This window comes from Pseudomonas sp. BMS12, assembly GCF_001592875.1.
In the GTDB taxonomy this organism is placed as follows: Bacteria; Pseudomonadota; Gammaproteobacteria; order Pseudomonadales; family Pseudomonadaceae; genus Aquipseudomonas.
In genome coordinates this window covers 36,457-60,556 of sequence record NZ_LSOF01000011.1, presented here as the reverse complement: position 1 = coordinate 60,556, position 24,100 = coordinate 36,457, and the positions used below count along the sequence as shown (strand labels likewise).

The following is a 24,100-nucleotide window of genomic DNA, read 5'->3' as shown; positions in this document are numbered from 1 at the left end:
AGGCACCTTCGCTCGCGGATTACGTCCGGATGACAACGTCCTAACTCAGCAACGCGCATTTCCGAGCAGCACTCGGCCGAAACTGGCGCCGTGGTTGAGCGGCGTGATGGCCAGTAGCTGGTCCATGCGCAAGCGCTGCTCGCCTTGCGCGCCCTGCACCACGAAGAACTCTTCCTTGCTGGCCTCGGTACGGGTGGTGACGGCCTGGGCCGTCAGCTCGCGGCCGCCCACCAGCTCGATGCGCAACTGGTAGCGATGCATGCAGGCGATTTCCAGATAGTCGTAAAGGTCGCAGGACAATGGGCGGTAGGCGTCGCTCATCGTGGCGTGCTCCGGGGTAGAGGTTTTCATCCTAGCCCCAAATCGCAGGCACAAAAAAGCCGGGCGCTGCCCGGCTTTCTGGCGCTGCTGCACAATCAGTCGCGCATGCCCTCGACCGGGCGGCCGTCGACCGTGCCCTCCTTGAGCATGATCTGGTATTCCTTGCCGTCCTTCTCCACCTGGTGCAGACGCACCAGCAGGTAGTTCCAGTCCTTGGCGAACCACAGCACGGTCTTGCGGCTGCTCTGGGTCGGGTCGCGCACGCGCTCGACCTTGATCGCGTCGATCAGGCCGGCCTTGGTCCGTACCCGCTCCTCGCCCAGCACGCGGAAGTCGTAGGTTTCCACCTCGTCGCCATCGACCACCTGGTAGCTCATGCTCTGCTTGCCGGCGGCGACGTCGTGTTGCAGCACCAACTGGTAGGTCGATTTGTCCTGCAGGCCACGGTTGAGTGGCACGCGTACCGGATCGCCACGATCGTTGCCGAGCACCTGCTTCTCGGTCCAGTCGAAGTCCAGCTCGATCTGCTTGCCATTGCCCAGGCCACTGCGGTCGAAACGGTAGGTCAGCGGCAGGAAGGCATCGTTTTCCATGCGGAAGGTGCTTTTCTCGCTGAGGCTGGCGACCAGCATGGAGGCTTCGAAATCGAGCTCCCAGCGACCGTTGTCCAGTTGCTTGAGGCTACGCCCGGCGGTACCGCTGATCGGCACCTGCTTCCAGTCGGCGGTGTAGCTAGCGGAGAAGGGCTTGATCTCCAGGGCATGTACCGGCAAGGCCAGCAGGGCGAGCAACATCAGCAGAACGCGGGGCATGTGATCTCCTATGTGCGGATCAGGTATCCGGTGGCCGGCAAGTCCGTGCCGTCCAGTTGTGCGCCGGTATCATTCAGTCGCAGGCGGCCTTCGGCAAACCAGCGCATGGCCAGGGGGTAGATGTGGTGTTCCTGACCGTGAACCCGTTGTGCCAGTAATTCCGGCGTATCACCAGACTCTACCGGGACTACCGCCTGTACGACCAGAGGGCCGCCATCGAGTTCCTCGGTGACGAAGTGCACGCTGCAGCCATGTTCGCTGTCACCGGCCTCCAGCGCACGCTGGTGGGTGTGCAGGCCCTTGTACTTGGGCAGTAGTGAGGGATGGATGTTCAGCAGGCGCCCCTCGTAGTGACGCACGAAGCCGCCCGTGAGGATGCGCATGAAGCCGGCCAGCACCACCAGGTGCGGGTCGAAGCCGTCGATGGCCTCGACCAGCGCGGCATCGAAGGCCTCGCGGCCATCGAACTGCTTGTGGTCGAGTACCCGGGTAGTGATGCCGGCCTGCTTGGCGCGTTCCAGCCCATAGGCATCGGCGCGGTTGGAAATCACCGCGGCGATGCGTGCCGGATTGCCGTCATGGGCGATGCTGTCGATCAGGGCCTGCAGGTTGCTGCCGGAACCGGAAATCAGCACCACCACATTGCAGTCGGCCATCAGTGCGCTTTCAGGTTGTTCAGTTGAACCTGGGCGGCGCCTTCGGCGGCCTGGGCGATGCTGCCGATGACCCACGGGGTTTCGCCGGAGGCGCGCAGGTTGGCCAGGGCGGTTTCGACCTGGTCCTGAGCGACGCAGATGACCATGCCGACGCCGCAGTTCAGCACGCGGTGCATCTCGTGCTCGTCGACGTTGCCTTTCTCCTGCAGCCAGTCGAACACCGCCGGGCGGGTCCAGCTGGCCACGTCGACCACGGCCTGCGCGCCTTTGGGCAGCACGCGCGGGATATTGTCGAGCAGGCCGCCGCCGGTGATGTGGGCCATGGCCTTGACCGCGCCGGTGTCCTTGATCAGCTTGAGCAGCGGTTTGACGTAGATGCGGGTCGGCGCCATCAGCAGTTCGGTCAGTGGCTGACCGTTCAGCTGGGTGGCTTCGATGTCGGCGCCGGACACTTCGATAATCTTGCGGATCAGCGAGTAGCCGTTGGAGTGCGGGCCGGAGGAGGGCAGGGCGATCAGCGCGTCACCGGTGGCGACTTTCGAGCCGTCGATGATCTCGGCCTTCTCAACTACGCCGACGCAGAAGCCAGCCAGGTCATAGTCTTCGCCTTCGTACATGCCCGGCATCTCGGCGGTCTCGCCGCCGACCAGGGAGCAGCCGGCCAGCTCACAGCCGGCGCCGATGCCGGTGACCACGGTAGCGGCTACGTCGACGTTGAGCTTGCCGGTGGCGTAGTAGTCGAGGAAGAACAGCGGCTCGGCGCCACACACCACCAGGTCGTTGACGCACATGGCGACCAGGTCCTGGCCGATGCTGTCGTGCTTGTTCAGGTTCAGCGCCAGGCGCAGTTTGGTGCCGACGCCGTCGGTGCCGCTGACCAGTACCGGCTGCTTGTAGCCGGCGGGAATTTCACAGAGGGCGCCGAAACCACCCAGGCCACCCATGACTTCCGGGCGCGCGGTGCGCTTGGCCACGCCTTTGATGCGTTCGACCAGGGCTTCACCGGCGTCGATGTCTACACCGGCGTCTTTGTAGCTGATGGAGGGTTGCTTGCTCATGGGTTCAGGCCTTTAAGAAGGGGGAATGCTGTGGGCGAGCGCCGCCAGGCGGGCCGCTGCGCGAAGGCGCGCGATTTTATCAGGCTTGCCCGCCAGCGGCCACCGGCCCCGACGGTTGCCGGGGAACAGGCGGCTGTTTAAGGTATAGCCCTTCGCCTGGCCGTTCAGGCACCCGCTCCCCCCTTCCGAGAGTCTGTCGATGCGCTTGTCCGCCCGTCTGTTCGCCCTTTGTCTTTCGCTGTGCAGCCTGCCGACCCTGGCCGCCCAGGTCGACGACCTCTACCAGGTACGCGAGGCCGTCACCAGCCAACAGCCGGAAGAGCGCAGCTCTGCCCTCGGTCGGGCTCTGGAAACCCTGCTGCAACGCCTGACCGGCGATGCCAAGGCTGTGCAGAGCCCCGGTCTGGAGGGGGTACGCCAGGATCCGCAGCAGCTGGTCAGCCAGTACGTATACGAGGGCGGCAGCCTGGTGGTGGATTTCGATCCGCTGACTACCGAGAACAAGTTGCGCCAGGCCGGCGTGCCGATCTGGGGCGCCAATCGCCCACTGATCCTGACCTGGTGGCTGAACAGCAATGATGCCGGCAGCCATCTGGTCGGCGATGGTCAGGAGGCATCCGCGCCACTGCGCCAGGCCGCTCAGCATCGTGGTTTGCCGCTGCGCTTGCCATTGGCCGATCTGGAAGAGCAACTGGTCGCCACGCCGGAAAACCTTGCCGCCGGTCAGCCGGATGCCCTGCAGCCGGCTTCCGAGCGCTATGCCTCCGATGCCCTGCTGGCCGTCAATGCCGGCGAGCAGGATGGTCAGTGGCAGGCCGAGTGGCGCCTGTGGCTGGGGGATGCCCGCGAGCAGGGCAGCGCGCAAGGAGCCGACCCGCAGGCCCTGGCCGACGCAGTGCTGTTGGCGGTCAGTCAGCGCTTGGCGCCGCGTTTCCTGGTCAAACCGGGTACCGCTGGGGCCATGACCTTGGAGGTGCAGGGGGTTGACCTGTCCCGCTACGCCGAGCTGGAGCGTCTGCTTGACCCGTTTGGCGCGCGTCTACTGCGGGTCAGCGGAGATCTGCAGGTGTGGCAGGTGAATGCCAGCGCCGAGCAGCTGCGCGCCCAACTGGGCCTGGCCGGCCTGCAGGAAGTGCCGGCCGCTGCCGCGCCACTGGATGCCAGCGCCGAGCCCCAGGCGGCCCCTGCCCCCGCGCCGGCCAACCTCATGCGCTTTCGCTGGTAATCCGCACGGCCCGATGATGTTCGGGTCGTTCTTTGTTGTGCCGCAGGCGCGCCTGGCTCAGGTCCGGCGCGCCTAGTACTTTCGGGCTCTGGCCCGGTTCCATCACCTTGGGCGGAGTGCCTGATATGACCGATTCACAGCGCTGGCTATGGCTGGCTGGGCTGTTTCTCTGCGGTTGGTTGGCTTATTTGCTGATGCCGATCCTGTCTCCTTTTCTGGTCGCCATGCTGCTGGCCTACATGGGCGACCCACTGGTCGATCGTCTGGAACGGCACAAATTGTCGCGTACCTGGGGTGTGGTGCTGGTGTTCGCGCTGTTCAGCCTGGTGTTGCTGATCCTCTTGCTGGTGCTGATTCCCATGCTTGGTCGGCAACTGGTACGGCTCTATGAACTGGCGCCGCAGGGCCTGGACTGGGCACAGCACCAGGCGCTGCCCTGGGTGCAGGCGCAGTTCGGCCTGGCTGAAGGCTTCTGGCGTTTCGATCAACTCAAGCAGGCGTTATCCGGGCAGTTGGGCAAGACCACCGATCTGGTCGGTGGCCTGTTGGCGCAGGCCACGGCATCGAGCCTGGCGCTGTTGGGCTGGTTGGGCAACCTGCTGCTGATCCCGGTAGTGGCTTTCTATCTGTTGCGCGACTGGGACCTGATGATGGCCAAGCTGCGCAACCTGCTGCCACGGGCCAGGGAGAACCTGATCGTGCAATTGGTAGGTGAATGCCACGAGGTGCTGGGAGCCTTCATGCGTGGCCAGTTGCTGGTGATGCTGGCCCTGGCCGGCATCTATTCGCTTGGTCTGATGGTGGTCGGCCTGGAGCTGGGGCTACTGATCGGCCTGTTGGCGGGCCTGGCCAGCATCGTGCCGTACATGGGCTTCATCGTCGGTTTCGGCGCCGCCGTCATCGCCGCACTGTTCCAGCATGGTGGCTTCGAGCTGTATCCGCTGATTGGCATCGCCGTGGTGTTCGGTATCGGCCAGTTGCTCGAAGGTATGCTGCTGACCCCCATGCTGGTGGGCGACCGCATCGGTCTGCATCCGGTGGCGGTGATCTTCGCCATCCTTTCCGGCGGGCAACTGTTCGGCTTCACCGGCGTGCTACTGGCCTTGCCGGTTGCCGCGGTGATCATGGTATTGCTGCGCCATGCTCATGATTTCTATAAACTTTCTGCTCTCTACGGGAAACCTATCGACGGCTCGCAAGAGTCACCGCCCAGCTCATGACACCTGTTCAACTACCCCTCGGTGTGCGTTTGCGTGATGACGCCACCTTCGCCAACTACTATCCCGGCGCCAATGCCGCGGCGCTCGGCTATGTCGAGCGTCTGTGCGAGGACGATGCCGGCTGGACCGAGAGCCTGATCTACCTCTGGGGTGGTGATGGGGTCGGGCGCAGTCATTTGCTGCAGGCGGCTTGCCTACGTTTCGAGCAGCGCGGCGAGGCGGCGGTCTACCTGCCGCTCGGCGAAGTCGCCGAGTACGGCCCCGAGCTGCTCGACGGCCTGGATCAGTGCGAACTGGTGTGCCTGGACGATCTGGATGCGGTGGCGGGGCGTGCCGACTGGGAAGAGGCACTGTTCCACCTGTTCAATCGCCTGCGCGACTCGGGGCGGCGCCTGCTGCTTGCAGCCACGCTGTCGCCGCGCGAGCTGCCGGTGCAGCTGCCCGACCTGCAGTCGCGGCTGACCCTGGCGCTGGTGTTCCAGCTGCATGAGCTGGGTGACGAGGACAAGCTGCGAGCTCTGCAGCTGCGTGCCTCGCGCCGTGGTTTGCACCTGACCGACGAGGTCGGGCGCTTCATCCTCACCCGTGGCGAGCGCAGCATGAGCGGCCTTTTCGAGCTGCTCGAACGCCTCGATCAGGCCTCACTGCAGGCGCAACGCAAGCTCACCATTCCTTTCCTCAAGGAAGTGCTGGGCTGGTAACGGCCAGCTCGGCCATAAACCGGCGTATCGCCTGAGCGCACGCCTGTGGCCGGCTCTGCAATAGAAAATGCGGGCCGTCGATGCGCTCCTGACGTAGATCGCTGCAGTGCCTGGCGATACCTTTCGCCGCAGCCTGGCTTACCAGTCGATCCGCTTGCGGCCATAGATGCAGGGTCGGCAGCTGCAGGGTGCGCTCCGGCTCCCGCAGGTTGGCCAGGCTACGTAGGCGGGCGCGCAGCAGTTCGCTCGGTAGTCGCTGGATTTCTTCGCTTATTGCTTGCAGGTGTTGTGGCTCGATCTTGCCCGTGCACAGCAACCGTAACGTGGCGGGGTGGCCGAGCAGGCTGCGCGGCAATGGCAGGTGCTTTGCCAGTGCCAATAGCGGCGAGGGGCATTGCAGGAAGCTGGCGGCGAGTATCAGGCCGCGCAACCCTGATGGTGCCTGTAGCGCCAGGCGATGGGCCAGCGGCCCTGAGAAGGATTCGCCCAGCAGGACGAAAGGTGTATCACCCAGTTGCCCGGACAGGGCTTCGGCCAGGCTGTCGTGATCCTGAGCCCCTCGTCGTGGCAGCTCCAGGCAAGTGACCTGAATCCCGTCGAGCCACGGCAGCAGGGGTGCGAACAAGCGGTCGCTGCCGTTCAGCCCGGGCAGTAGGAGCAGGCGAATCAACCTTCTCCCGCCAACTTGCGGTCGTACTGGAAACGCCAGCGGGTATACATCAGCGCGCTGCAGAACAGGCCCAGGCTGATCACCGCCTCCAGTGCGCCGAACAGGGCGCGGGCCGGGTCGATGGCGGCCAGCACGCCTTGGATGAAGTAGATGTTGACCACGAAGCAGGCCCAGGCATGGGCGCGGGCGTGGCCCAGCAGCAGGCCGGGGGCGAGCAGCAGCAGCGGCAACAGTTGGATGCTTAGTACCACCCAAGTGCGTGCTCCGTGCAGGTCGGCGAACAGCAGGTTCCACACCAGCAGCAGGAGCAGCAGGGCGAGGAAGCTGAATAGGCTGAGGGCGCGGCTGAGCTTCAGGCGCGGAGCCAGCCAATCCAGGCTGGGCAGGGGTTTGGGCGTTTTAGCCACGGGAAGTCTCCAGTTGCGCGGCGGTAGCCGCCAGGCGCTGGCCGAGGGCGCGGCACAGGGCTATTTCGTGTTCGTCGAGGGCGCGTTTGCCATCGGCGCCAGCGTGGTGGCTGGGGCCGTAAGGGGTGCCGCCGCCACGGGTTTCCAGCAGTGCGCCTTCGCTGTAGGGCAGCCCACAGATCAGCATGCCGTGGTGCAGCAATGGCAGCATCATCGACAGCAGGGTGCTTTCCTGGCCACCGTGCAGGCTGGAGGTCGAGGTGAATACCCCAGCTGGCTTGCCGACCAGCTCGCCGGTCAGCCACAGGCTGCTGGTGCCGTCGAGGAAGTACTTCATCGGTGCGGCCATGTTGCCGAAGCGGGTGGGGCTGCCCAGTGCCAGGCCGGCGCAGCCCTTGAGGTCGTCGATGCTGACGTATAGCGCGCCTTCCTCGGGAATTGCGGGGGCAACCGCTTCGCACTCGCTGGAAACCGCCGGCACCGTGCGCAGGCGCGCTTCCAGACCGCCCAGTTCGACGCCGCGAGCGATCTGCCTGGCCATCTCGGCGGTGGCGCCATGGCGGCTGTAGTAGAGCACCAGGATGTAGGGCGAACTCATGCCAGCAGCTCCAGGACCTTCTCCGGCGGGCGGCCGACCACGGCGCGGTCGCCGGCAATCAGAATCGGGCGCTCGATCAGCTTGGGGTGGCTGGCCATGGCGCTGATGAGTTGCTCGTCGCTCAGGCTGGCGTCGGCCAGGCCCAGTGCCTTGTACTCGTCCTCGCCACTGCGCAGCAGTTGGCGCGGGGAGAGGCCCAGCTTGCCCAGCAGCTCACGCAGCTCGGCAGCGCTGGGCGGGGTTTCCAGGTAACGCACTATGGTGGGTGCCAGGCCGCGGGCTTCGAGTAGTTCCAGCGCGCCACGGGACTTGGAGCAGCGCGGGTTGTGGTAGAGGGTCAGGTCGGTCATGGCGGGTGCCCATTGGCGAATGAGGGCGCTATTCTAGCCGCCTAGAACGCGAAACGGGCTAAGGAGAGGGCATGCGACGGCGGCTGGATGACTGGGTGGAGTTCTGGAGCTTCCTGTTCCGGCGTTTTCTTGCCGATCGTGCGATCAACAGCGCGGCTGCGCTGACCTACACCACGCTATTCGCCGTGGTGCCCATGATGACCGTGACCTTCTCCATGCTCTCCGCCATTCCGGCGTTCCAGGGCACCGGCGAGCAGATCCAGAGTTTCATCTTCCACAATTTCGTACCCTCTTCCGGCGAGACGGTGCAGGAGTATCTGCGCGAGTTCACCACCCAGGCGCGCAAGCTGACCTGGGTCGGCGTGGTATTGCTGGCAGTGACCGCATTCATGATGCTGGTGACCATCGAGAAGGCGTTCAACACCATCTGGCGCGTGCGTCAGCCGCGTCGAGGCATCTCCAGTTTCCTGTTGTACTGGGCGATTCTCAGCCTGGGGCCGATACTGTTGGGGGCCGGTTTCGCGGCGACTACCTACATCACCTCGCTGTCGCTGTTGTCCGGGCCGGACGCACTGGTTGGCGCTCAGACGCTGATCGGTTTCGCCCCGTTGCTGTCCAGCGTGGCGGCCTTCACGCTGCTTTACTCCAGCGTGCCGAACGCCCGAGTACCGCTGCGTCATGCCTTCGCCGGCGGGTTGTTCACGGCTGTACTGTTCGAGCTGGCGAAGGGCATGTTCGGTCTCTATGTCAGCCTGTTTCCCGGTTACCAGCTGATCTATGGCGCGTTCGCCACGGTGCCGCTGTTCCTGCTGTGGATCTATCTATCCTGGTTGATCGTGCTGTTTGGCGCCGAACTGGTCTGCAATCTGTCGTCTTCGCGCCACTGGCGGCGTCGTGCCTTGCCGCGTGTGCTGGTTTTGCTTGGTGTGCTGCGGGTGTTTCATCAGGGGCAGCAAAATGGGCGGGCGGTCAGCCATGCCGAAGTGCAGCGTGAAGGTTGGCTGCTGCCTGAGGACGAGTGGGCGGAGTTGACCGAGTTTCTCGCGGGGGAGCAGCTGATCTGCCGTGTCAGCGGTGGTGGCTGGGTACTGTGCCGCGATCTACAGCACTACAGTCTGCATCAGTTGCTCATGCGTAGCCCCTGGCCTTTGCCACGGCCTGGACAGCTGCCGGAGCAGCTCGATGAGGCCTGGTATCCGGCGTTGCGTGAGGTATTGGAGCGGCTTCACGTCGAGCAGGCGACTCTGTTCGAAGGCAGCCTTGCGCACTGGCTCGGCGGGGCTTGCCAGAAGTGACGAAAAAAGTCAGTTTAGGGCGAGGCGCAGTCGGCTCCACGCCACTGCAGGGGCGCTGAGACGCCGCAATACCGGCCCGGGAAGGCTGGCACGCTTCTGGCTATCTACCAGTCATATGCTGGCAGACTGCTAGCGGCCTGAAGACTCAGGGAAGTCGAGTGGATGAGCAGTAGCAAGAATAAAGTGGTGCCGTTACAGCCGCGCGATAGCGACGAGGCGCTGGATCGGCTCAACCGTATTACCGGCCTGCGCTTTGCGCGCTGGCCCGAGTCTCTGGCAGCTCTGGCCCGTCAGGCCGCCGAGGAAGCTGAGCCGGAGAGACCCAGCTCGGTAGTGCGTTTCGGGGTGTTCTGAGCCCCTGAAACAAAACCCCCGCCGAAGCGGGGGTTGAGAATCGCAGTCTTGCCTATCAGGCCATGGCTTGCCGATTGGCGTTTTCCAGCAGCTCTACCGCCTGCACGAAGAGCTCTTCGACTATCAAGGTCTGCGCCGGTACCGCCGAGCGCAGACGCACCTGCATATCCTCGATCTTGCTCTTCATCGGCAGCCGGGCGATGCCCGAGAGCATCACCTTGTTGTGGCTGTTGACCTTGCCGTGGTCCACCGCCACTTCGCGTTGCTGGTTGCCGTCGCGATAGCGAACCATCAGCGACACAGGAAGGGTGGCCAGCCCCGGCAGATGCAGCCAGACCGCCACGTTGTATTCCGCTACCCGCCCTTCGTAGGGCGTCACGCTGCTGCGCGCACTATTGACGATGCTGGAGGGAACGGGACCGATCAGCTTGTCATTGGCTTGGGACATGGAGGGCTCCGGCAGAACTCGTTGGTATAGGTATGGTGCGATTATAGGCAGGGGGTCGCGCGGAAACTGTGCACTGAGGCTGCGCCAGCTGAGACTTTCTTCGCAGAACCTGGCTGTTTGCTCAAGCCAGGCGCAGAGGGTGGCGCACCACGCTGGCGGTATTCAGATTGGCCGCTGGGAGTGGTAGCACGGCCTGGTTGTTGACGTTGGCCAGTTGCAGCCAGAGGTTCTCGCCTTCGACGAACTGGCCACAGGGTAGCCACAATCCATGGTGCCAGCCTGCCCCAGGCTCTGGAGTGCTTTGCAGTACGCCCGGATGAGTCTGGGCGCTGGGTGCGCGGCGCAACCATACCGGGCGCGGCAGGCCTTTCAGGTAGCGCAGGCCGAGGTGCAGGCCCTGCTGATTGAGGTGGCGCCAGCGCACCAGGGCCAGGGTCGGGGTGCCGCTATGGGTCAGTACTAGCACCAGTTGGCCAACAGGCAACTGGTTACCCTGGTCGCCGGGGCAGAGCAGGCGAACACCGCCGGGGCTGGCGTCGAGCATCTGCGCCGCCGTGCTCGGCGGGCGCTTCTCCAGAAGTTGCGCGTGGATGGCGGCGAGGCCGACCACCAGGGAGCAGTCGGCACTGAAGTCGGCACGCGGGTGGCGGCGCTGTTGGCGGCCGTGCCAGTGCTGGCGTACGCGCTCCAGCAGCTCGCGTTCCGCCGCACTCTGCAGCGGGGCCGGTTCGTGCAGGGCGACCAGCAGGGCGCCGAGCTCCAGGCGCCGCAGGTAGTCGACCGTGCCTTTGACCGGCACGTCATAGGGCAGGCAGGGCAGCGATTGGCTCAGGTCGATCAGCGGGCCGTCATTTTCCTCATCCTCTTCCCAGGGCATCAGGCGGGCGAGCTCGGCCAGTGGAGTGAGCGCGCCGAACAGCAGGACGCATTCATCGCTGGCCAGGTGGAAGGGGCTGCTCAGGGCCAGCAGTAGCATCTGCTGATAAAGCCCGCGCAAGGTGCCGGCGGGTGTCGGTTGGAAGGGCGCGGCGACATGTTCGTCCAGGCAGCCCTGATGCTCGCCGATCCAGTACAGCAGGTGGCTGTCGCTCCAAAGCGATTCGGCCGGCTCCTTGTACAGCTGGTAATGGCGCAGCAGGCTCTGGGCCAGGAAGTGTTCGGCCATGTACAGGCACCAGGCCAGATGCGGACGTGATGGCTGGCGGCCCTGAAGTATCTGCAGTAGCAGGCGCTTGAAGCCGCTGGCCAGTTCGTCGCACAGATGCAGGAACAATGCGGAGGGTTGCTTGCCGGCCAGCAGCGGGGCGCTGTAGTGGCGGTATTCCTCGCAGAAGCTTTGCAGGGCGCGCTGCCTTTCCAGTAAGGTCATGGCACTGCGATTGAGGCGGAACAGCAGGCTCAACAGCTGTTGCAGTCCTTCCTCGCTGGGCTGCTGGCGCGCTGCGCTCAATTGCTCGTTGAGGCCTGCGAGTGACGTAGCATCCCCGTCGAGGATGTCCGGCACTTCGAGGTGCAGGGCATCCAGCGTCATATCAACCCCGCGTGCACGAGGAGCGAATGCATGGGAAGGTCACTCCGGATGGTGATAGGTTGCATCGCCGCGCTTCTCCTGGCCGGCTGTGCCGAGGACTGGGGCCTCGATCAGCATGGACGAAAGGTAACGGCTGAGCAGCTGGATGGCCAGTGGTTGCTGATCAATTATTGGGCCGAATGGTGCAAGCCCTGTCGTACCGAGATTCCCGAGCTGAATCGCTTGAATCAACAGCTGCACGGCCAGGGCGCGCAGGTGCTCGGGGTCAATTTCGATGCCCTGCAGGGCGAGGCGCTGAGCAAGGCCAGCGACACCTTCTCCATAGGCTTCACCGTGTTGGCTACAGACCCGGCGGCACGTCTCGATCTGCCACGTAACGATGTGCTGCCGGTTACCTACATCATTGGTGCCGACGGCAGGCTGCGCGAGCGCTTGGTCGGAGAACAGACGGCTGCCGGCCTGCGGGCGCGGCTGGCCCATTGGCAGGCACAGGAGCAATGACTATGCGCATCTGTATGCACGGTTTCGTCAGCGGCAAGGTGCAGGGTGTGAGCTTTCGTCAGTTCACCCAGGAAGAGGCCGAGCGTCTTGATCTGGATGGGTGGGTGCGCAACCTGGCCGATGGCCGTGTTGAGGTGCTTGCCGAAGGTGAGGAGAGCGCTGTGCGTGAGCTGGCCGATTGGCTGGAGCGGGGGCCGGAGCGTGCGGAGGTCAGCGGCGTGGCTCTGGAAGAGCAGCCGCTGCAGGGTATCGCCGGTTTCCTGATTCGCCGCTGATCAGTCCTCGCCGGGGTCGGCCGCCAGGCGCCCGGCATCCTTGAGCAGGGCGTGGAGAAACTCCTGCTGCAATTCGGGGTCGTTGCGGGTCAGCTCGATCAGGCTCTGCTCCAGTTCGCTTGCCTCTTCCTCGAGACCGAGGTCGGACAGGCGTTTGACCCTGTGTACCCAGTGCGCCACATCGTCTTCTTCGAGGTCGTCGTAGATCAGGGCATGCGCTTCGCGCAACTTGCCGCGCAGGTCACGGCTGACCAGCAGGGTTGCGTCGGCTCGGGTGTTGTCCTGCGGATCTTCGACACTGAGCAGCAGGGTGCCGACCTGGCTGGCGTCGTGATCGGCGAAGGGGCCATCGAGCAGATTCAGGCGCAGCACGCCGGCCCGATCGGTACTCATCTCATGGTTTTCGCTGCCGGCCTTCACCAGTACCGTGCGCTCCGCCCAGGGCAGGCTGGAGTATTCGGTGCGCTTGTCCCGCTGGACCTCATCGATCTTGGCCAGATTCTGTTCGGAGCGGCCGTTGGACTCGACGTTCATCGCCGGGTTGATCCCGGCAAATCCGTAGTTGATCCAATCCTTGGTCACGCTGTCGGGCAGGCGTCCAAGCATGATGACGTTGACGATATTGGCGCCGACACCCGCGACTATGGCGACCGCGCCAAGAGGCACTTCGTATAGCTCGCGCCAGGGCTGATAGGGGGTGTAGCGGTCATAGCGACGGGTGACTTCGAACTCGGTAACTTCGAAGGTCTTCTGCTCGTGGATGCGGATCCGGCGCTGCGGCAAGGCCAGCACGCGAGGTTCGCCGACGTCGATCTGCAGGCTGTGCGCAAGCAGACGCCGTTCGAGGCGTTCCTCGTGCTCGCTGCGTTGCGGCAGCTGGTTGGCGCAGCCGCCGAGCAGCAGGGCGCCGAGTAGGGCGGCGCCGGTTCTAAGGGTGTTTCGCTGGAACATGTGAGTTACTTGATCTGGGTTCAGCGGGCGATGCGCTCGGCAAGGAAAGCCAGGATGTCGGCGGCCGGCAATTGCTGGCTGTCGCTGTCTCGGCGGCTTTTGTATTCGAAGTTGCCTTCGGCCAGGCCACGCTCGCTGACCACGATGCGGTGCGGTATGCCGATCAGCTCCATGTCGGCGAATTTCACACCGGGGCTGGTCTTCTTATCGCGGTCGTCCAGCAGCACTTCGTAGCCGGCGGCGGTCAGCTCGGCGTAGAGCTTGTCGGTGGCTTCGCGCACGGCTTCGTTTTCGTACTTCATCGGCACCAGGGCAATCTGGAAAGGCGCTAGGGCGTCGGTCCAGAGAATGCCGCGCTCGTCCCAGTTCTGCTCGATGGCGGCGGCGACCACGCGGGATACGCCGATGCCGTAGCAGCCCATGATCAGGGTCACCGGCTTGCCGTTCTCGCCCAGCACCTTGCAGCCCATGGCCTCGCTGTACTTGGTGCCGAGCTGGAAGATGTGCCCGACTTCGATACCACGCTTGATCACCAGGGTGCCCTTGCCGTCCGGGCTCGGGTCGCCTTCGACCACATTGCGCAGGTCGGCCACGGCCGGCAACGGCAGGTCGCGTTCCCAGTTGAGGCCGAAGTGGTGCTTGCCGTCGACGTTGGCGCCGGCACCGAAGTCGCTCATCAGGGCGACGCTACGGTCGATGACGCAGGCGATCGGCAGGTTCAGCGGGCCAAGGGAGCCAGGGCCGGCGCCGATGGCCGCACGGATTTCGGCTTCGGAGGCGAAAACCAGTGGGCTGGCGACCAGTTCGTGGTTGGCAGCCTTGATTTCGTTCAGTTCGTGATCACCGCGTACGATCAGGGCGACCAGCTTGCCTTCCTCGGCGGCATGCACCACCAGGGTCTTCACGGTTTTCTCAACGGCCAGGCCGAACTGGCTGACCAGGTCGTCGATGGTCTTGGCATCGGGGGTGTCGACCAGGCGCAATTCTTCCGTGGCAGCACCGCGAGCTGTTTCGCGCGGGGTGGCTTCGGCCTTCTCGATGTTGGCGGCGTAGTCGGAGCTGTCGCTGAAGGCGATATCGTCTTCACCGGATTCGGCCAGGACGTGGAACTCGTGGGAACCGGTGCCGCCGATGGAGCCGGTGTCGGCCTGTACCGGGCGGAAATTCAGGCCCAGGCGGCTGAACACGTTGCAGTAGGCCTGGTGCATGCGGTCGTAGGTTTCCTGTAGCGAGGCCTGGTCGAGGTGGAAGGAGTAGGCGTCCTTCATCAGGAACTCGCGGCCACGCATCAGGCCGAAGCGCGGACGGATCTCGTCACGGAACTTGGTCTGGATCTGGTACATGTTGATCGGCAGCTGCTTGTAGCTGTTCAGCTCGTTGCGGGCCAGATCGGTGATCACTTCTTCATGAGTCGGGCCGAGGCAGAAGGCACGGTCATGGCGATCCTTGATGCGCAGCAGCTCGGGGCCGTATTGCTCCCAGCGCCCGGACTCCTGCCACAGCTCGGCAGGTTGCACGACGGGCATCATCACTTCGAGGGCGCCGGCGGCGTTCATTTCCTCGCGCACCACCGCTTCGGCCTTGCGCAGTACGCGCAGTCCCATCGGCATCCAGTTGTACAGGCCCGAGGCCAGTTTGCGGATCATGCCGGCCCGCAACATCAGCTGGTGGCTGATTACCACGGCGTCGGAGGGGGTTTCCTTGAGGGTCGAGAGCAGGTACTGACTGGTACGCATGTTTGGCCGTTCTGTCGGTTGCGAGGGCAAATAATGACTCGGCATTGTACGGGGCCAACCATGTGGCGTACAGGACGGAGCGGGAGTTGAGTATGGCGGAGCTGACTGCTGGCCAGGTGCAGGCGCTGATTCGTGCCGGTGTGCCGATGGCGGAGGATATCGATCTGCGCATCGACCGGCTGGATAGAGACTTGGCGGTGGCGCGGGTGCCGTTCCACGGCAAGCTGGTGCGACCAGGTGGCACCCTGTCGGGGCCGACTATCATGTCGCTGGCCGACGCGGCCATGTATGCAGTGGTTCTGGGGCGGTTGGGGCGGGTGGAGATGGCTGTGACGGCCAACCTGAATATCAACTTCCTGGCCAGGCCCAAGCCGGTAGATCTGGTCGCCGAGGCGCGCATCCTGCGTCTTTCCAAGCGTCAGGCGGTGTGTGAAGTGCAGCTTTATTCGTTAGGTGAGGAGGGCGAGTTGGTGGCGCATGTCACTGGTACCTACGCTTTGCCACTCTGAGCCGTCTGAGTAGATAAAAAAGAACCCGGCCTAGGCCGGGTTCTTTTGCACTGATTGCGGTATCGCTAGGACTTACAGCACGTCCAGCGGGTACTCGACGATCAGGCGGAAGTCATTAATGTCATTACCGTAGCTGCTGTTAGTGCGGTAGATGGCATTGCGTACGCGGAAGGAAAGGTCTTTGGCAGCGCCTTCCTGAACTACGTACTTGGCTTCGATATCCAGTTCATGCTCTTTAGCATTGTCATCAACTACTGCATCCAGATCGCCGCGAACGGTGATATCGGTGCCGGTGATGTAGCGAGTCATGAAGCTCAGGCCAGGTACGCCGTACTCGGTCATATCCAGGTCGTAGCGAGCTTGGTAGGAACGCTCGTCTTCACCGTTGAAGTCGGAGTACTGAACCGAGTTGGTCAGCCAGACAGTGCCGCCGCCATCAACGCCGTAGTCATAGCCGCGATCGCCGTTGGATTGTTGGTAGCCCAGAGTAAAGGTGTGCGCGCCCAAGGTGTAGGCAGCGCCAAGGCTCCAGATGGTGTTGTCTTTGGATTCGCGTACACCAGGGATGCCATCGTCTTCATTTGCAGTGGCGGACTCGATGTAGCCTTTTTCGTAGTCGGTCTTGTAAATGTTGAAGTCGAAGTTCAGGTCACCAAGGGTGTAATTCAGGTTGCCGTAGTACTTCTTCCAGTAGTCTTCTACGTCAGAAGCATGGAAGGCGGCGCTGAAATCATCGGTGAATTGATAGCTGATGCCCACGATATCGGCAGACTTGAGGCCAAGTCCATCGCGAGTGGTGTTTTCTTGGCTGTTGTTGGCGGTGAAGTGACCACCGCTCAGCTCCAGGCCTTCGATTTCGTTGCTGACAACATAGGTGCCAGTAGCGACTTCCGGCAGGATACGGCTGTCGTCGGTAGAGAATACAGGGCTGGCAACGAACTGGTTGCCGTACTTCAGGACGGTGTCAGAAACACGGAATTTGACTGCACCACCCACTTCGGTCTGGGTGTCATCGCCACGGCCTTCGTCGGTTTGGCCGAACAGACCACTGCCGTAGTGACCACGACCGCCGTCCAGTTTGAAGCTGGAGAGCGAGTGGGCGTCGAAGCCAACACCGACAGTGCCTTGAGTGAAACCGGATTCCAGCAGCAGGCGCAGGCCATAGCCGGTTTCTTCGCGATAGCCGGCTTTTTTGCCCGTTACGTCATTGGTGTTGGAGGCACCGTTGCGGAAATCGCGGTTCATGTACAGAACACGGTTGAAGATGTCGAAGCTGGTATCTTCAACGAGGCCCTTGGACTCGGACTGCGCGCTGGCGAAAGCCAGTTGGGTAGTTGCGGCGGTCACGGCGAGAGCCAGTGCGCTCCACTTCATCACTTGCATTGTGATTGCTCCTTTGGTTTAGAAGAGTTGTGCTGCCCACTGTTTTGTTATATGGGCGGCTCTTTCTTTTTGTGTCGGCGCTAACTTATAGCACGGAGATTTAACTTGGCGACAGATATCATTGATTCCCTACGTTTTAGTTAGAGTGCTTGTCGCAAATCTGCATTTGCAATGTCGCATTTATGTAGGTTCGTGCCGCTGTTTTTCATCCGTCCCTGCCGTCTCGAAAAAGCTATGAATCCAAGCGCTTACGGCGTTAAGGCATGCCTTGCGTGGGAGTCAGGCTCGGGTCGAGGGGCTCTCCTGTGCCGACGGTGACAGTGCTAAAGCAACTTCCATGCACAAACTGCTTTGAGGCCTGAAAAACTTTCTCTGGCGGTTGGTTCTCGCGTTCCAGAAGGTTCTGCAGCGCTCCTAGATAGGGGGTTCCAGATAGCGTAGGCGGCATCAGTCGTGGTTCTCGCGATGCGTTGGTACGATGGTTCGGGAGCAATCTACTCCTCGGTAACGCTTTTACCTGTGCGGTTGTTCAATTTGTGGGCATGACTGCCACTTTTCTGCCCACATATGGGGCGTGCCCTTGGTCCTGCTTCAGGGATGGTCGTGCCCATGCCTGCTTTTGGGGCTTGGGCTGTGACTGGCTGGCCTGTCATGAGGTGAACTGCGCGTGGCATCCCGTTATGCTGCGCGCCCGATGATTGGTATGACACGAGCTGGAGGGAAGTCAGATGTTCAGCCTTGATCCGCGTTTGCAGCAGGACACCCTGGTTCTGGGGGATTTCCCCTTGTGTCGGTTGCTGCTGATGAACGATTCCAGCTATCCGTGGTTCATTCTTGTGCCGCGGCGCGAGGCGATCAGTGAGCTTTTTCAGTTGGCGGCAGATGAGCAGCAACAGCTCTGGCAGGAAACGACCTGGCTCGCGGAAACCCTCAAGGATGCTTTCGTGGCAGACAAGATGAATATCGCTACGCTCGGCAATGTGGTCAGTCAGCTGCATATGCATGTCGTGGTACGGCGCCGCGACGACGCATCCTGGCCGGCTCCAGTCTGGGGGCGTCATCCGGCGGTGCCATATTCGCAGCAACAGCTTGTGGCTATGCGTGAGCGTCTGCGGTTGGTGCTGACGGATGGCTTTCAGTGGGCCGAGGTTTGATATGAGTCTGGAAGATCGGGTTGTGGAACTGGAGAGTCGCCTGGCGTTTCAGGATGACACCATTGCTGCGTTGAATGATGCGCTGGTGCAGCAGCAACGCACTGTCGAGCGCCTGCAGGTGCAGATCGTCGAGTTGGCCAGGCGCCAGGAGGAAGGGGCTGGTCAGTTTGGGCTGGCTGAGGGCGAGGCGCCTCCACCGCACTACTGAATATAAAGAAGCCCGCGATTTGCGGGCTTCTTTTTGACTTAGCGATAACCGGGTAGGGCGATTATCACATCTTCGGCCTGCAGGCCCTTGTCTCTATTCATGACGGAGAACTCGACGCGCTGGCCTTCGACCAGGACTCGATGACCTTCACCGCGAATGGCGCGGAAGTGCACGAAGATATCGTCGCCGCTATCGCGGGAAATGAAACCGAAGCCCTTCGAGGTGTTGAACCACTTGACCGTGCCAGTCTCGCGGTTGTCGTTTGGGCTGTGGCTCGGCAGGCTGCTGCGCGGGCTGCTTTTGCTCAGGCTGATGCTCAAGTGCAGGATGGCTGCGGCTGCCAGGGTGGCCAGGCTCAAGAGTACTGCTGGCTGGCTGCCGATTTGCGGGAGTGGGGCAAGCAGAATCAGGGCCTGCAGCACGGTGGCAAATACCAGCAGGGCGCTGACCAGTACTTGCAGTTGGCTGCGAGCACCTTGCTGGCGTGCAGGGAGTGGCGCCATGAACAGGTTGGTGAGGCCGAACAGTGCGAGGTAGAGAGCGTCGGGGGTCTGTAGAAAGGGCAGGGCTTCGTTGCGTAGGCTGGGAAGGAAGGACAGCAGCAGAGCGCCGCCGCCTGTGATCAGGTGGACGATCTTCAACATGGGTGATGAGCTCACTTAAATTCACGATTTGTCTTGAACGTGGCTAGCGGTGCCGGTGTGGACCCGGTGACTGGGTCCCGGACGCCGAGCTGGCCAGCTGGCGCTGCGGATGCAGCACTGGCGTATTTAACCGCAAAGCGGGGGAGCGCTCAAATCAGGCGCTCAGGGCCGTTTCGGGATTGGCGGGGTGGATCTGGTTACGACCGTTGCGTTTGGCCTGGTAGAGCGCATCGTCTGCCCGGGTCACCAGGCTGTCGAAGGTGTCGCCGGGTTCGGCCAGGGCAAGGCCGAAGGAGGCAGTGATGCTGTCCAGCACCTTGTCGGTGCTACGCACCTTGACTCGCAGGGCCTGGATTTTCAGGCGCAGCTGTTCGGCGAAGGCGCTAGCGGTGCCTAGGTCGAAGCAGTCTTTGAGGATGATGCAGAACTCTTCGCCGCCGTAGCGGGCCGCTACGCCGCGTGCCGGCAGCAGGTCGCGAAGCAGTTGGCCTACGTGCTGCAATACACGGTCGCCCAGAGGATGCCCGTACTGGTCGTTGAACTGCTTGAAATGGTCGATATCCAGCATCACCAGGGCCAGGCCAGTAACGTCTCCGGCCAGCGCCTGTTCCAGCAGGCGGGTAAATGCGTGGCGATTGAAGACGTGGGTCAGGCTGTCCAGTGTTGCTGCGGCCTGAGCACGCTCCAGCTGGCTGCGCAGGTTCTGTATTTCGCCCTGAGCGGCACGCAGGCGGTAGAGGAATTTTTCCTGCTGCTCGTGCATCTGCAGGGTGCTCAGTTGAAGGTCGTTGAGCACGGTGGGCAGGTCGTCGACTATGGGCTCCTGCAGGGCGGCCAGGCCTTGCGAGAGGCTTTCCTGATAGTGCTGGCTCCCGGTCACGCTGCGCTGTACGTCGTCTTCTATGTCGTCGACCAGTTCGATGACCTGCTGCTGGCCGGCTCGGGCCTCGTCCAGTTCGCCACGAATGATGTAGTCGCGAAACAGTTTGGCTGCGGTTTCCGGTGGGAAGCTGGAGAAGTCCTTGATGATCTTGTCCAGGCGGCGATTCAGCTCGGGCTCGTTGCCCCTGCAGTAGCTGTACCAGAGTGCGTAGTGCACGGGGTTTGGCGGGATGTCGTGGCGCACCATATGCGGAACCGCCTGCTTGAGCAGGTCTGCAGCCTCGCGCGTTTCTTCAGGATATTGCTCGAGGATGGAAGGGGCTTTGGGCGGTTGGCTCATGCACGTCACTGTGGCGAATAGGTGAATGGGCAAAGGATAGAGTAGTTGCTGGCTGGGTGCCTAGCAAAAGGCCCGGACTAGCCGGGCCTTGGTCGGCTCGGGCTGTGCTCAGGCGGCGAGCAGGCTGCGCAGCATCCAGGCGGTTTTTTCGTGCACTTGCATGCGCTGGGTCAGCAGGTCGGCGGTAGGCTCGTCGCTGACCTTGTCCAGCAGTGGGAAGATGCCGCGGGCGGTGCGCACGACGGCTTCCTGGCCTTGAACCAGTAGCTTGATCATCTCTTCGGCGCTGGGTACGCCTTCTTCTTCCTTGATCGAGGACAGGCGGGCGTAGGCGGCGTAGGTGCCTGGCGCCGGGAAGCCCAGGGCGCGGATACGCTCGGCGATCATGTCGACGGCCAGGGCCAGCTCGGTGTACTGACCCTCGAACATCAGGTGCAGGGTGTTGAACATCGGCCCGGTAACGTTCCAGTGGAAGTTGTGGGTCTTCAGGTACAGGGTGTAGGTGTCTGCCAGAAGGCGGGAAAGTCCTTCCGCGATGGCGGCACGATCCTGTTCAGCGATGCCGATATTGATTTCCATACCTTGTCTCTCCTCTCAGGTGGCCGGGGTAGACGCTCCCCTTGATGACGGGAGCCTATCACAGGCGCACTTCTACCCGGCTTGTCTTGTATCAATCGAAGCCATGCTTGGAGGCTATCGAGGTGCGCCTGGTTCCATCTTTCTATAGGTGCGCCAGTGCTGGCCTGACCTGCAGGGTGCGGTTGAATACCTCGACCCATCTTGCGCTGAACTGCTGTCCTGACAGGTTGTTGATTTCCAGAATGGCGCGCAGGCGCGGTCGTTTGCTCAGCGTCTGGTGGGCGCGTTCGTGGGTGCGGGCGTCGAAGGTGTCGGCGACACTCAGGAGCAGGGCGCCGGGGTGGATTTCCGCTTCTCGCAGTCCCTTTGGGTAGCCGCTGCCATCGGCATGCTCCTGATGCTGCAGGATAATCTCGCCAGCCGTGCTCCAGGCGGGCATGCGCTTGAGTAGCTCGCAGGCCTGGCGCGGGTGGCTCTGCATCTGGCGGCGTTCTTCGCGGCTCAGTTCGCTGTTCTTGTGCAGTAGATCGAGCGGGAGAAAAGCCATGCCCAGGTCATGCAGGCACACAGCGGCCGCCAATTGCCCGGGTTCCACGGGTTTGCCGGCTGTCTCGTTCATGCTCAGGGCCAGGTCGAGCAGGCGCAGGCCGCGACCATGCCAGTAGGGTGAGCGTTGTTCGCTGGCGTTCATCAGCTCGGCAAAGAACAGCAGGTCCGCTTCGGCCTCAATGTCATAGGTTTCTAGCAACTGCTGGAGCTGCCCGTTGCCCACTTCGACAGGCTGTAGGCGGGTGCTGGGGTCCAGGTGTTGCAGCAGGGTGCGGCGAATTTCGCTTTGTCGCGAGGCGGGGGCGCTGGCCAGTGCTTGCAGGGCCTGGCACTGGTTGGCGATCTGCTGGGGGGGCGGTGCTTCGCCGAGGCCCAGGGTGGCATCGATCAGGTTGCGCAACTGGTCGAGGCTGAGCAGCAGGATATCGCCCAGCAGGCTATCGAACTGCAGATCACCCTCGCGCAGGCTGCCCAGTACGTCTTCTATGGCCTGAGGCAGAGGTAGCAACTGGTTCAGGCCGACATAGCCGAGGCTGCCCTTGATGGTGTGGATCAGGCGGAACAGCTCGCGCAGACGCGCGCTGTCATCGGGGTGGCGCTCCAGCTCGATCAGCAGTTGTTCGCAGCGCGGCAGTTGCTCGCGGGTATCGAGGCGGAAATCCTCGAGCAGATCCTGAGGGATATCGACGGGGCGGGGCAGGGCCATGGAATGCTCTCCGCGTGGCTGGACTTTCAGTATAGAAAGGTGGTGGCGTGCTGCTTTGGCTGGCGGCTGCGTCGATGCGATTAACCATATATAATCGCGCCCCTTGTCCCGGACGCGGAACCGCGCCAGTCGCAGCGCCATGCCACCACTGGTCGACTGTTCGCGCTTTTTCGCCTCCGAATTGAAGAAAATGCCTGCGAAGCACCTTCGATGTCCGGACCCGAATTCAAGACTGATTAGAGAAGCGAACACGACCATGATGCGCAGCTACTATTGCGGCCAGTTGAACGAAAGCCTGGACGGTCAGGAAATCACCCTTTGCGGCTGGGTTCATCGCCGTCGCGACCACGGTGGTGTGATCTTCCTCGATATCCGCGACCGTGAAGGCCTGGCCCAGGTGGTGTTCGACCCGGATCGTGCCGAGACCTTCGCCAAGGCCGACCGCGTGCGCAGCGAGTACGTGGTGAAAATCGTCGGCAAGGTGCGCCTGCGTCCGGAAGGCGCACGCAACGCCAATATGGCCTCCGGCGCTATCGAAGTGCTGGGCTACGAGCTGGAAGTGCTGAACGAGGCGGAAACCCCGCCGTTCCCGCTCAACGAGTACACCGATGTGGGCGAAGAAACCCGCCTGCGCTACCGCTTTATCGACCTGCGTCGCCCGGAAATGGCCGAGAAGCTCAAGCTGCGTTCGCGCATTACTTCGAGCATCCGCCGCTACCTGGACGAGAACGGCTTCCTCGACGTCGAGACCCCGATCCTCACCCGTGCCACTCCGGAAGGCGCGCGCGACTATCTCGTGCCGAGCCGCACCCACGCCGGCAGTTTCTTTGCCCTGCCGCAATCGCCGCAGCTGTTCAAGCAACTGCTGATGGTGGCCGGCTTCGACCGCTACTACCAGATCGCCAAGTGCTTCCGCGACGAAGACCTGCGCGCCGACCGCCAGCCGGAATTCACCCAGATCGACATCGAGACCAGCTTCCTCGATGAGAAAGACATAATGGGCATCACCGAGACCATGGTGCGCAACCTGTTCAAGGAAGTGCTGGATGTCGAGTTCGGCGAGCTGCCGCACATGACCCTGGCCGAGGCCATGCGCCGCTTCGGTTCCGACAAGCCGGACCTGCGCATCCCGCTGGAGCTGGTGGATGTCGAGGATCAGCTGAAAGACGTCGACTTCAAGGTGTTCGCCGGTCCGGCCAACGACCCGAAATGCCGCGTCACTGCGCTGCGCGTTCCGGGTGGGGCGAGCATGCCGCGCAAGCAGATCGACGACTACACCAAGTTCGTCGGCATCTACGGTGCCAAGGGCCTGGCCTATATCAAGGTCAACGAGCGTGCTGCCGGTGTTGACGGCCTGCAGTCGCCGATCGTCAAGAACATCCCGCTGGACAACATCAATGTGATTCTCGACCGCGTCGGTGCAGTCGATGGCGACATCGTGTTCTTCGGCGCTGACAAGGCCAAGATCGTCAGCGAAGCCCTGGGCGCGCTGCGCATCAAGCTGGGCCACGACCTCAACCTGCTCACCTGCGAGTGGGCGCCGCTGTGGGTGGTCGACTTCCCGATGTTCGAGGAAAACGACGACGGCAGCCTGACTGCCATGCACCACCCCTTCACCGCGCCGAGCTGCAGCCCGGCCGAGCTGGAGGCCAATCCGGCCGCCGCGCTGTCGCGTGCCTACGACATGGTGCTCAATGGCACCGAGCTGGGTGGCGGTTCGATCCGTATCCACGACAAGGCCATGCAGCAGACCGTGTTCCGCGTGCTGGGCATCAGCGAAGAAGAGCAGCAGGAGAAGTTCGGCTTCCTGCTCGACGCGCTGAAGTACGGTGCGCCGCCCCATGGTGGCCTGGCCTTCGGTCTGGATCGCCTGGTGATGCTGATGACCGGTGCTCAGTCGATTCGTGAAGTGATCGCCTTCCCGAAAACCCAGAGCGCGGCCTGCGTCATGACCCAGGCGCCGGGCGAGGTGGACAACAAGTCGCTGCGCGAGCTGCACATTCGCCTGCGCGAACAGCCCAAGGCTGAGTAAATCGG

Annotated in this window: 28 protein-coding genes and 1 pseudogene; 11 read left to right on the top strand and 18 right to left on the bottom strand. The window is 62.8% G+C overall.

Annotated features, from left to right (window positions below; all coding sequences use genetic code 11):
* Window positions 1-45: 45 nt before the first annotated feature.
* The 4 genes from AYB31_RS11180 to purM all read right to left on the bottom strand — a co-directional run bounded on the left by AYB31_RS11180 (window position 46) and on the right by purM (window position 2,847).
* The gene (locus AYB31_RS11180; RefSeq protein ID WP_068828628.1) at window positions 46-321 is read right to left on the bottom strand and encodes a Rho-binding antiterminator; all 276 of its coding nucleotides are present in this window, start codon (window positions 319-321) and stop codon (window positions 46-48) included.
* A gap of 95 nt (window positions 322-416) precedes the next feature.
* Window positions 417-1,133 carry a DUF3108 domain-containing protein gene (locus AYB31_RS11175; protein WP_068828627.1) on the bottom strand — a complete coding sequence of 239 codons (717 nt, stop codon included), beginning with the start codon at window positions 1,131-1,133 and terminating at the stop codon, window positions 417-419.
* A gap of 8 nt (window positions 1,134-1,141) precedes the next feature.
* Window positions 1,142-1,789 carry a phosphoribosylglycinamide formyltransferase gene (gene purN / locus AYB31_RS11170; RefSeq protein ID WP_442961810.1) on the bottom strand — a complete coding sequence of 216 codons (648 nt, stop codon included), beginning with the start codon at window positions 1,787-1,789 and terminating at the stop codon, window positions 1,142-1,144.
* The gene (gene purM, locus AYB31_RS11165; RefSeq protein WP_068828625.1) at window positions 1,789-2,847 is read right to left on the bottom strand and encodes a phosphoribosylformylglycinamidine cyclo-ligase; all 1,059 of its coding nucleotides are present in this window, start codon (window positions 2,845-2,847) and stop codon (window positions 1,789-1,791) included. The genes purN and purM overlap by 1 nt, the downstream gene beginning before the upstream one ends.
* 199 nt (window positions 2,848-3,046) lie before the next feature.
* Here purM and AYB31_RS11160 point away from each other — a divergent pair, with 199 nt between their 5' ends.
* From AYB31_RS11160 to hda, 3 genes are all read left to right on the top strand, one after another.
* Window positions 3,047-4,072 (top strand): DUF2066 domain-containing protein, encoded by a 1,026-nt coding sequence (locus AYB31_RS11160; RefSeq protein WP_068828623.1) that lies wholly within the window; start codon window positions 3,047-3,049, stop codon window positions 4,070-4,072.
* 125 nt (window positions 4,073-4,197) lie between these two features.
* Window positions 4,198-5,292, top strand: a complete 1,095-nt coding sequence (locus AYB31_RS11155; RefSeq protein WP_068828621.1) for an AI-2E family transporter — start codon at window positions 4,198-4,200, stop codon at window positions 5,290-5,292.
* A complete protein-coding gene (gene hda, locus AYB31_RS11150; RefSeq protein WP_068828619.1) occupies window positions 5,289-5,993 on the top strand; it encodes a DnaA regulatory inactivator Hda in 705 nt (234 codons plus the stop codon). The genes AYB31_RS11155 and hda overlap by 4 nt, the downstream gene beginning before the upstream one ends.
* Here hda and AYB31_RS11145 read toward each other — a convergent pair.
* Genes AYB31_RS11145 through arsC form a run of 4 tightly spaced genes read right to left on the bottom strand, consistent with a single transcriptional unit; the run spans window position 5,971 to window position 8,018 of the window.
* Entirely contained in the window at window positions 5,971-6,618 is a 648-nt protein-coding gene (locus AYB31_RS11145; protein WP_236715540.1) for an alpha/beta fold hydrolase, read from the bottom strand. The genes hda and AYB31_RS11145 overlap by 23 nt on opposite strands.
* A gap of 41 nt (window positions 6,619-6,659) precedes the next feature.
* Window positions 6,660-7,070, bottom strand: coding sequence for a DUF2069 domain-containing protein (locus tag AYB31_RS11140; protein WP_068828617.1), 411 nt, complete (start codon window positions 7,068-7,070; stop codon window positions 6,660-6,662).
* Window positions 7,063-7,668 carry an NAD(P)H:quinone oxidoreductase gene (gene wrbA / locus AYB31_RS11135; protein ID WP_068828614.1) on the bottom strand — a complete coding sequence of 202 codons (606 nt, stop codon included), beginning with the start codon at window positions 7,666-7,668 and terminating at the stop codon, window positions 7,063-7,065. Before wrbA ends, AYB31_RS11140 begins: the two co-directional genes overlap by 8 nt.
* Window positions 7,665-8,018: an arsenate reductase (glutaredoxin) gene (gene arsC, locus AYB31_RS11130; RefSeq protein ID WP_068828612.1), complete on the bottom strand. Its 354-nt coding sequence runs from the start codon at window positions 8,016-8,018 to the stop codon at window positions 7,665-7,667. The genes wrbA and arsC overlap by 4 nt, the downstream gene beginning before the upstream one ends.
* Before the next feature lie 71 nt (window positions 8,019-8,089).
* Here arsC and AYB31_RS11125 point away from each other — a divergent pair, with 71 nt between their 5' ends.
* Window positions 8,090-9,313: a virulence factor BrkB family protein gene (locus AYB31_RS11125; RefSeq protein ID WP_068828610.1), complete on the top strand. Its 1,224-nt coding sequence runs from the start codon at window positions 8,090-8,092 to the stop codon at window positions 9,311-9,313.
* Window positions 9,314-9,475: 162 nt separating this feature from the next.
* Window positions 9,476-9,667, top strand: a complete 192-nt coding sequence (locus AYB31_RS11120; RefSeq protein WP_068828608.1) for a hypothetical protein — start codon at window positions 9,476-9,478, stop codon at window positions 9,665-9,667.
* Between the two features lie 55 nt (window positions 9,668-9,722).
* Here the strand turns inward: AYB31_RS11120 and AYB31_RS11115 are convergent, their stop codons facing one another.
* Complete coding sequence (locus AYB31_RS11115; protein WP_068828606.1) at window positions 9,723-10,115, bottom strand: hypothetical protein; 393 nt, start codon at window positions 10,113-10,115, stop codon at window positions 9,723-9,725.
* 121 nt (window positions 10,116-10,236) lie between these two features.
* Window positions 10,237-11,646, bottom strand: a complete 1,410-nt coding sequence (locus AYB31_RS11110) for a PilZ domain-containing protein (protein ID WP_068828604.1) — start codon at window positions 11,644-11,646, stop codon at window positions 10,237-10,239.
* Window positions 11,647-11,676: 30 nt separating this feature from the next.
* Between AYB31_RS11110 and AYB31_RS11105 the strand changes: the two genes are divergently transcribed.
* Together AYB31_RS11105 and AYB31_RS11100 are read left to right on the top strand one after the other, a co-directional pair.
* Window positions 11,677-12,147, top strand: coding sequence for a TlpA disulfide reductase family protein (locus tag AYB31_RS11105; protein WP_068828601.1), 471 nt, complete (start codon window positions 11,677-11,679; stop codon window positions 12,145-12,147).
* A 2-nt stretch (window positions 12,148-12,149) separates the two neighbouring features.
* On the top strand, window positions 12,150-12,422 hold the full coding sequence (locus AYB31_RS11100; protein ID WP_068828599.1) for an acylphosphatase: 273 nt from the start codon (window positions 12,150-12,152) through the stop codon (window positions 12,420-12,422).
* On the opposite strand, the gene AYB31_RS11095 is transcribed toward AYB31_RS11100, so the two are convergent.
* Together AYB31_RS11095 and AYB31_RS11090 are read right to left on the bottom strand one after the other, a co-directional pair.
* Window positions 12,423-13,373 carry a hypothetical protein gene (locus AYB31_RS11095; RefSeq protein ID WP_068828597.1) on the bottom strand — a complete coding sequence of 317 codons (951 nt, stop codon included), beginning with the start codon at window positions 13,371-13,373 and terminating at the stop codon, window positions 12,423-12,425.
* A gap of 20 nt (window positions 13,374-13,393) precedes the next feature.
* Window positions 13,394-15,109, bottom strand: a complete 1,716-nt coding sequence (locus AYB31_RS11090) for a proline--tRNA ligase (protein WP_068828594.1) — start codon at window positions 15,107-15,109, stop codon at window positions 13,394-13,396.
* Between the two features lie 101 nt (window positions 15,110-15,210).
* On the opposite strand from AYB31_RS11090, the gene AYB31_RS11085 reads away from it, so the two are divergent.
* Window positions 15,211-15,618, top strand: coding sequence for a PaaI family thioesterase (locus tag AYB31_RS11085; RefSeq protein ID WP_236715543.1), 408 nt, complete (start codon window positions 15,211-15,213; stop codon window positions 15,616-15,618).
* 72 nt (window positions 15,619-15,690) lie between these two features.
* Here the strand turns inward: AYB31_RS11085 and AYB31_RS11080 are convergent, their stop codons facing one another.
* The gene (locus AYB31_RS11080) at window positions 15,691-17,001 is read right to left on the bottom strand and encodes an OprD family outer membrane porin (RefSeq protein WP_068828591.1); all 1,311 of its coding nucleotides are present in this window, start codon (window positions 16,999-17,001) and stop codon (window positions 15,691-15,693) included.
* A gap of 728 nt (window positions 17,002-17,729) precedes the next feature.
* On the opposite strand from AYB31_RS11080, the gene AYB31_RS11075 reads away from it, so the two are divergent.
* Both AYB31_RS11075 and AYB31_RS11070 read left to right on the top strand, forming a co-directional pair.
* A complete protein-coding gene (locus tag AYB31_RS11075; RefSeq protein ID WP_068828588.1) occupies window positions 17,730-18,155 on the top strand; it encodes an HIT family protein in 426 nt (141 codons plus the stop codon).
* Window position 18,156: 1 nt separating this feature from the next.
* Complete coding sequence (locus tag AYB31_RS11070; protein ID WP_068828585.1) at window positions 18,157-18,363, top strand: SlyX family protein; 207 nt, start codon at window positions 18,157-18,159, stop codon at window positions 18,361-18,363.
* Window positions 18,364-18,401: 38 nt separating this feature from the next.
* Here AYB31_RS11070 and AYB31_RS22020 read toward each other — a convergent pair whose 3' ends face one another.
* From AYB31_RS22020 to AYB31_RS11050, 5 genes and pseudogenes are all read right to left on the bottom strand, one after another.
* Complete coding sequence (locus AYB31_RS22020; protein WP_236715542.1) at window positions 18,402-18,644, bottom strand: cold-shock protein; 243 nt, start codon at window positions 18,642-18,644, stop codon at window positions 18,402-18,404.
* 93 nt (window positions 18,645-18,737) lie between these two features.
* A pseudogene (locus AYB31_RS22165) lies at window positions 18,738-19,007 on the bottom strand (cold shock domain-containing protein membrane protein); the annotation flags it as partial.
* Window positions 19,008-19,161: 154 nt separating this feature from the next.
* Window positions 19,162-20,229: a GGDEF domain-containing protein gene (locus AYB31_RS11060; RefSeq protein ID WP_068828579.1), complete on the bottom strand. Its 1,068-nt coding sequence runs from the start codon at window positions 20,227-20,229 to the stop codon at window positions 19,162-19,164.
* Between the two features lie 108 nt (window positions 20,230-20,337).
* Window positions 20,338-20,808, bottom strand: coding sequence for a Dps family protein (locus AYB31_RS11055; protein WP_068828578.1), 471 nt, complete (start codon window positions 20,806-20,808; stop codon window positions 20,338-20,340).
* A gap of 142 nt (window positions 20,809-20,950) precedes the next feature.
* Window positions 20,951-22,063, bottom strand: a complete 1,113-nt coding sequence (locus AYB31_RS11050) for an HD domain-containing phosphohydrolase (protein ID WP_068828576.1) — start codon at window positions 22,061-22,063, stop codon at window positions 20,951-20,953.
* A gap of 256 nt (window positions 22,064-22,319) precedes the next feature.
* Between AYB31_RS11050 and aspS the strand changes: the two genes are divergently transcribed.
* Window positions 22,320-24,095, top strand: coding sequence for an aspartate--tRNA ligase (aspS, locus tag AYB31_RS11045; RefSeq protein ID WP_068828574.1), 1,776 nt, complete (start codon window positions 22,320-22,322; stop codon window positions 24,093-24,095).
* The last annotated feature ends 5 nt before the right edge of the window (window positions 24,096-24,100 follow it).

Bases quoted from the DNA above. Each gene is read 5' to 3' on its own strand.
- AYB31_RS11180 (WP_068828628.1), bottom strand. From the start codon at position 321: ATGAGCGACGCCTACCGCCCATTGTCCTGCGACCTTTACGACTATCTG.
- AYB31_RS11175 (WP_068828627.1), bottom strand. From the start codon at position 1,133: ATGCCCCGCGTTCTGCTGATGTTGCTCGCCCTGCTGGCCTTGCCGGTA.
- purN (WP_442961810.1), bottom strand. From the start codon at position 1,789: ATGGCCGACTGCAATGTGGTGGTGCTGATTTCCGGTTCCGGCAGCAAC.
- purM (WP_068828625.1), bottom strand. From the start codon at position 2,847: ATGAGCAAGCAACCCTCCATCAGCTACAAAGACGCCGGTGTAGACATC.
- AYB31_RS11160 (WP_068828623.1), top strand. From the start codon at position 3,047: ATGCGCTTGTCCGCCCGTCTGTTCGCCCTTTGTCTTTCGCTGTGCAGC.
- AYB31_RS11155 (WP_068828621.1), top strand. From the start codon at position 4,198: ATGACCGATTCACAGCGCTGGCTATGGCTGGCTGGGCTGTTTCTCTGC.
- hda (WP_068828619.1), top strand. From the start codon at position 5,289: ATGACACCTGTTCAACTACCCCTCGGTGTGCGTTTGCGTGATGACGCC.
- wrbA (WP_068828614.1), bottom strand. From the start codon at position 7,668: ATGAGTTCGCCCTACATCCTGGTGCTCTACTACAGCCGCCATGGCGCC.
- arsC (WP_068828612.1), bottom strand. From the start codon at position 8,018: ATGACCGACCTGACCCTCTACCACAACCCGCGCTGCTCCAAGTCCCGT.
- AYB31_RS11125 (WP_068828610.1), top strand. From the start codon at position 8,090: ATGCGACGGCGGCTGGATGACTGGGTGGAGTTCTGGAGCTTCCTGTTC.
- AYB31_RS11120 (WP_068828608.1), top strand. From the start codon at position 9,476: ATGAGCAGTAGCAAGAATAAAGTGGTGCCGTTACAGCCGCGCGATAGC.
- AYB31_RS11115 (WP_068828606.1), bottom strand. From the start codon at position 10,115: ATGTCCCAAGCCAATGACAAGCTGATCGGTCCCGTTCCCTCCAGCATC.
- AYB31_RS11110 (WP_068828604.1), bottom strand. From the start codon at position 11,646: ATGACGCTGGATGCCCTGCACCTCGAAGTGCCGGACATCCTCGACGGG.
- AYB31_RS11105 (WP_068828601.1), top strand. From the start codon at position 11,677: ATGGGAAGGTCACTCCGGATGGTGATAGGTTGCATCGCCGCGCTTCTC.
- AYB31_RS11100 (WP_068828599.1), top strand. From the start codon at position 12,150: ATGCGCATCTGTATGCACGGTTTCGTCAGCGGCAAGGTGCAGGGTGTG.
- AYB31_RS11095 (WP_068828597.1), bottom strand. From the start codon at position 13,373: ATGTTCCAGCGAAACACCCTTAGAACCGGCGCCGCCCTACTCGGCGCC.
- AYB31_RS11090 (WP_068828594.1), bottom strand. From the start codon at position 15,109: ATGCGTACCAGTCAGTACCTGCTCTCGACCCTCAAGGAAACCCCCTCC.
- AYB31_RS11080 (WP_068828591.1), bottom strand. From the start codon at position 17,001: ATGCAAGTGATGAAGTGGAGCGCACTGGCTCTCGCCGTGACCGCCGCA.
- AYB31_RS11075 (WP_068828588.1), top strand. From the start codon at position 17,730: ATGTTCAGCCTTGATCCGCGTTTGCAGCAGGACACCCTGGTTCTGGGG.
- AYB31_RS11070 (WP_068828585.1), top strand. From the start codon at position 18,157: ATGAGTCTGGAAGATCGGGTTGTGGAACTGGAGAGTCGCCTGGCGTTT.
- AYB31_RS11060 (WP_068828579.1), bottom strand. From the start codon at position 20,229: ATGAGCCAACCGCCCAAAGCCCCTTCCATCCTCGAGCAATATCCTGAA.
- AYB31_RS11055 (WP_068828578.1), bottom strand. From the start codon at position 20,808: ATGGAAATCAATATCGGCATCGCTGAACAGGATCGTGCCGCCATCGCG.
- AYB31_RS11050 (WP_068828576.1), bottom strand. From the start codon at position 22,063: ATGGCCCTGCCCCGCCCCGTCGATATCCCTCAGGATCTGCTCGAGGAT.
- aspS (WP_068828574.1), top strand. From the start codon at position 22,320: ATGATGCGCAGCTACTATTGCGGCCAGTTGAACGAAAGCCTGGACGGT.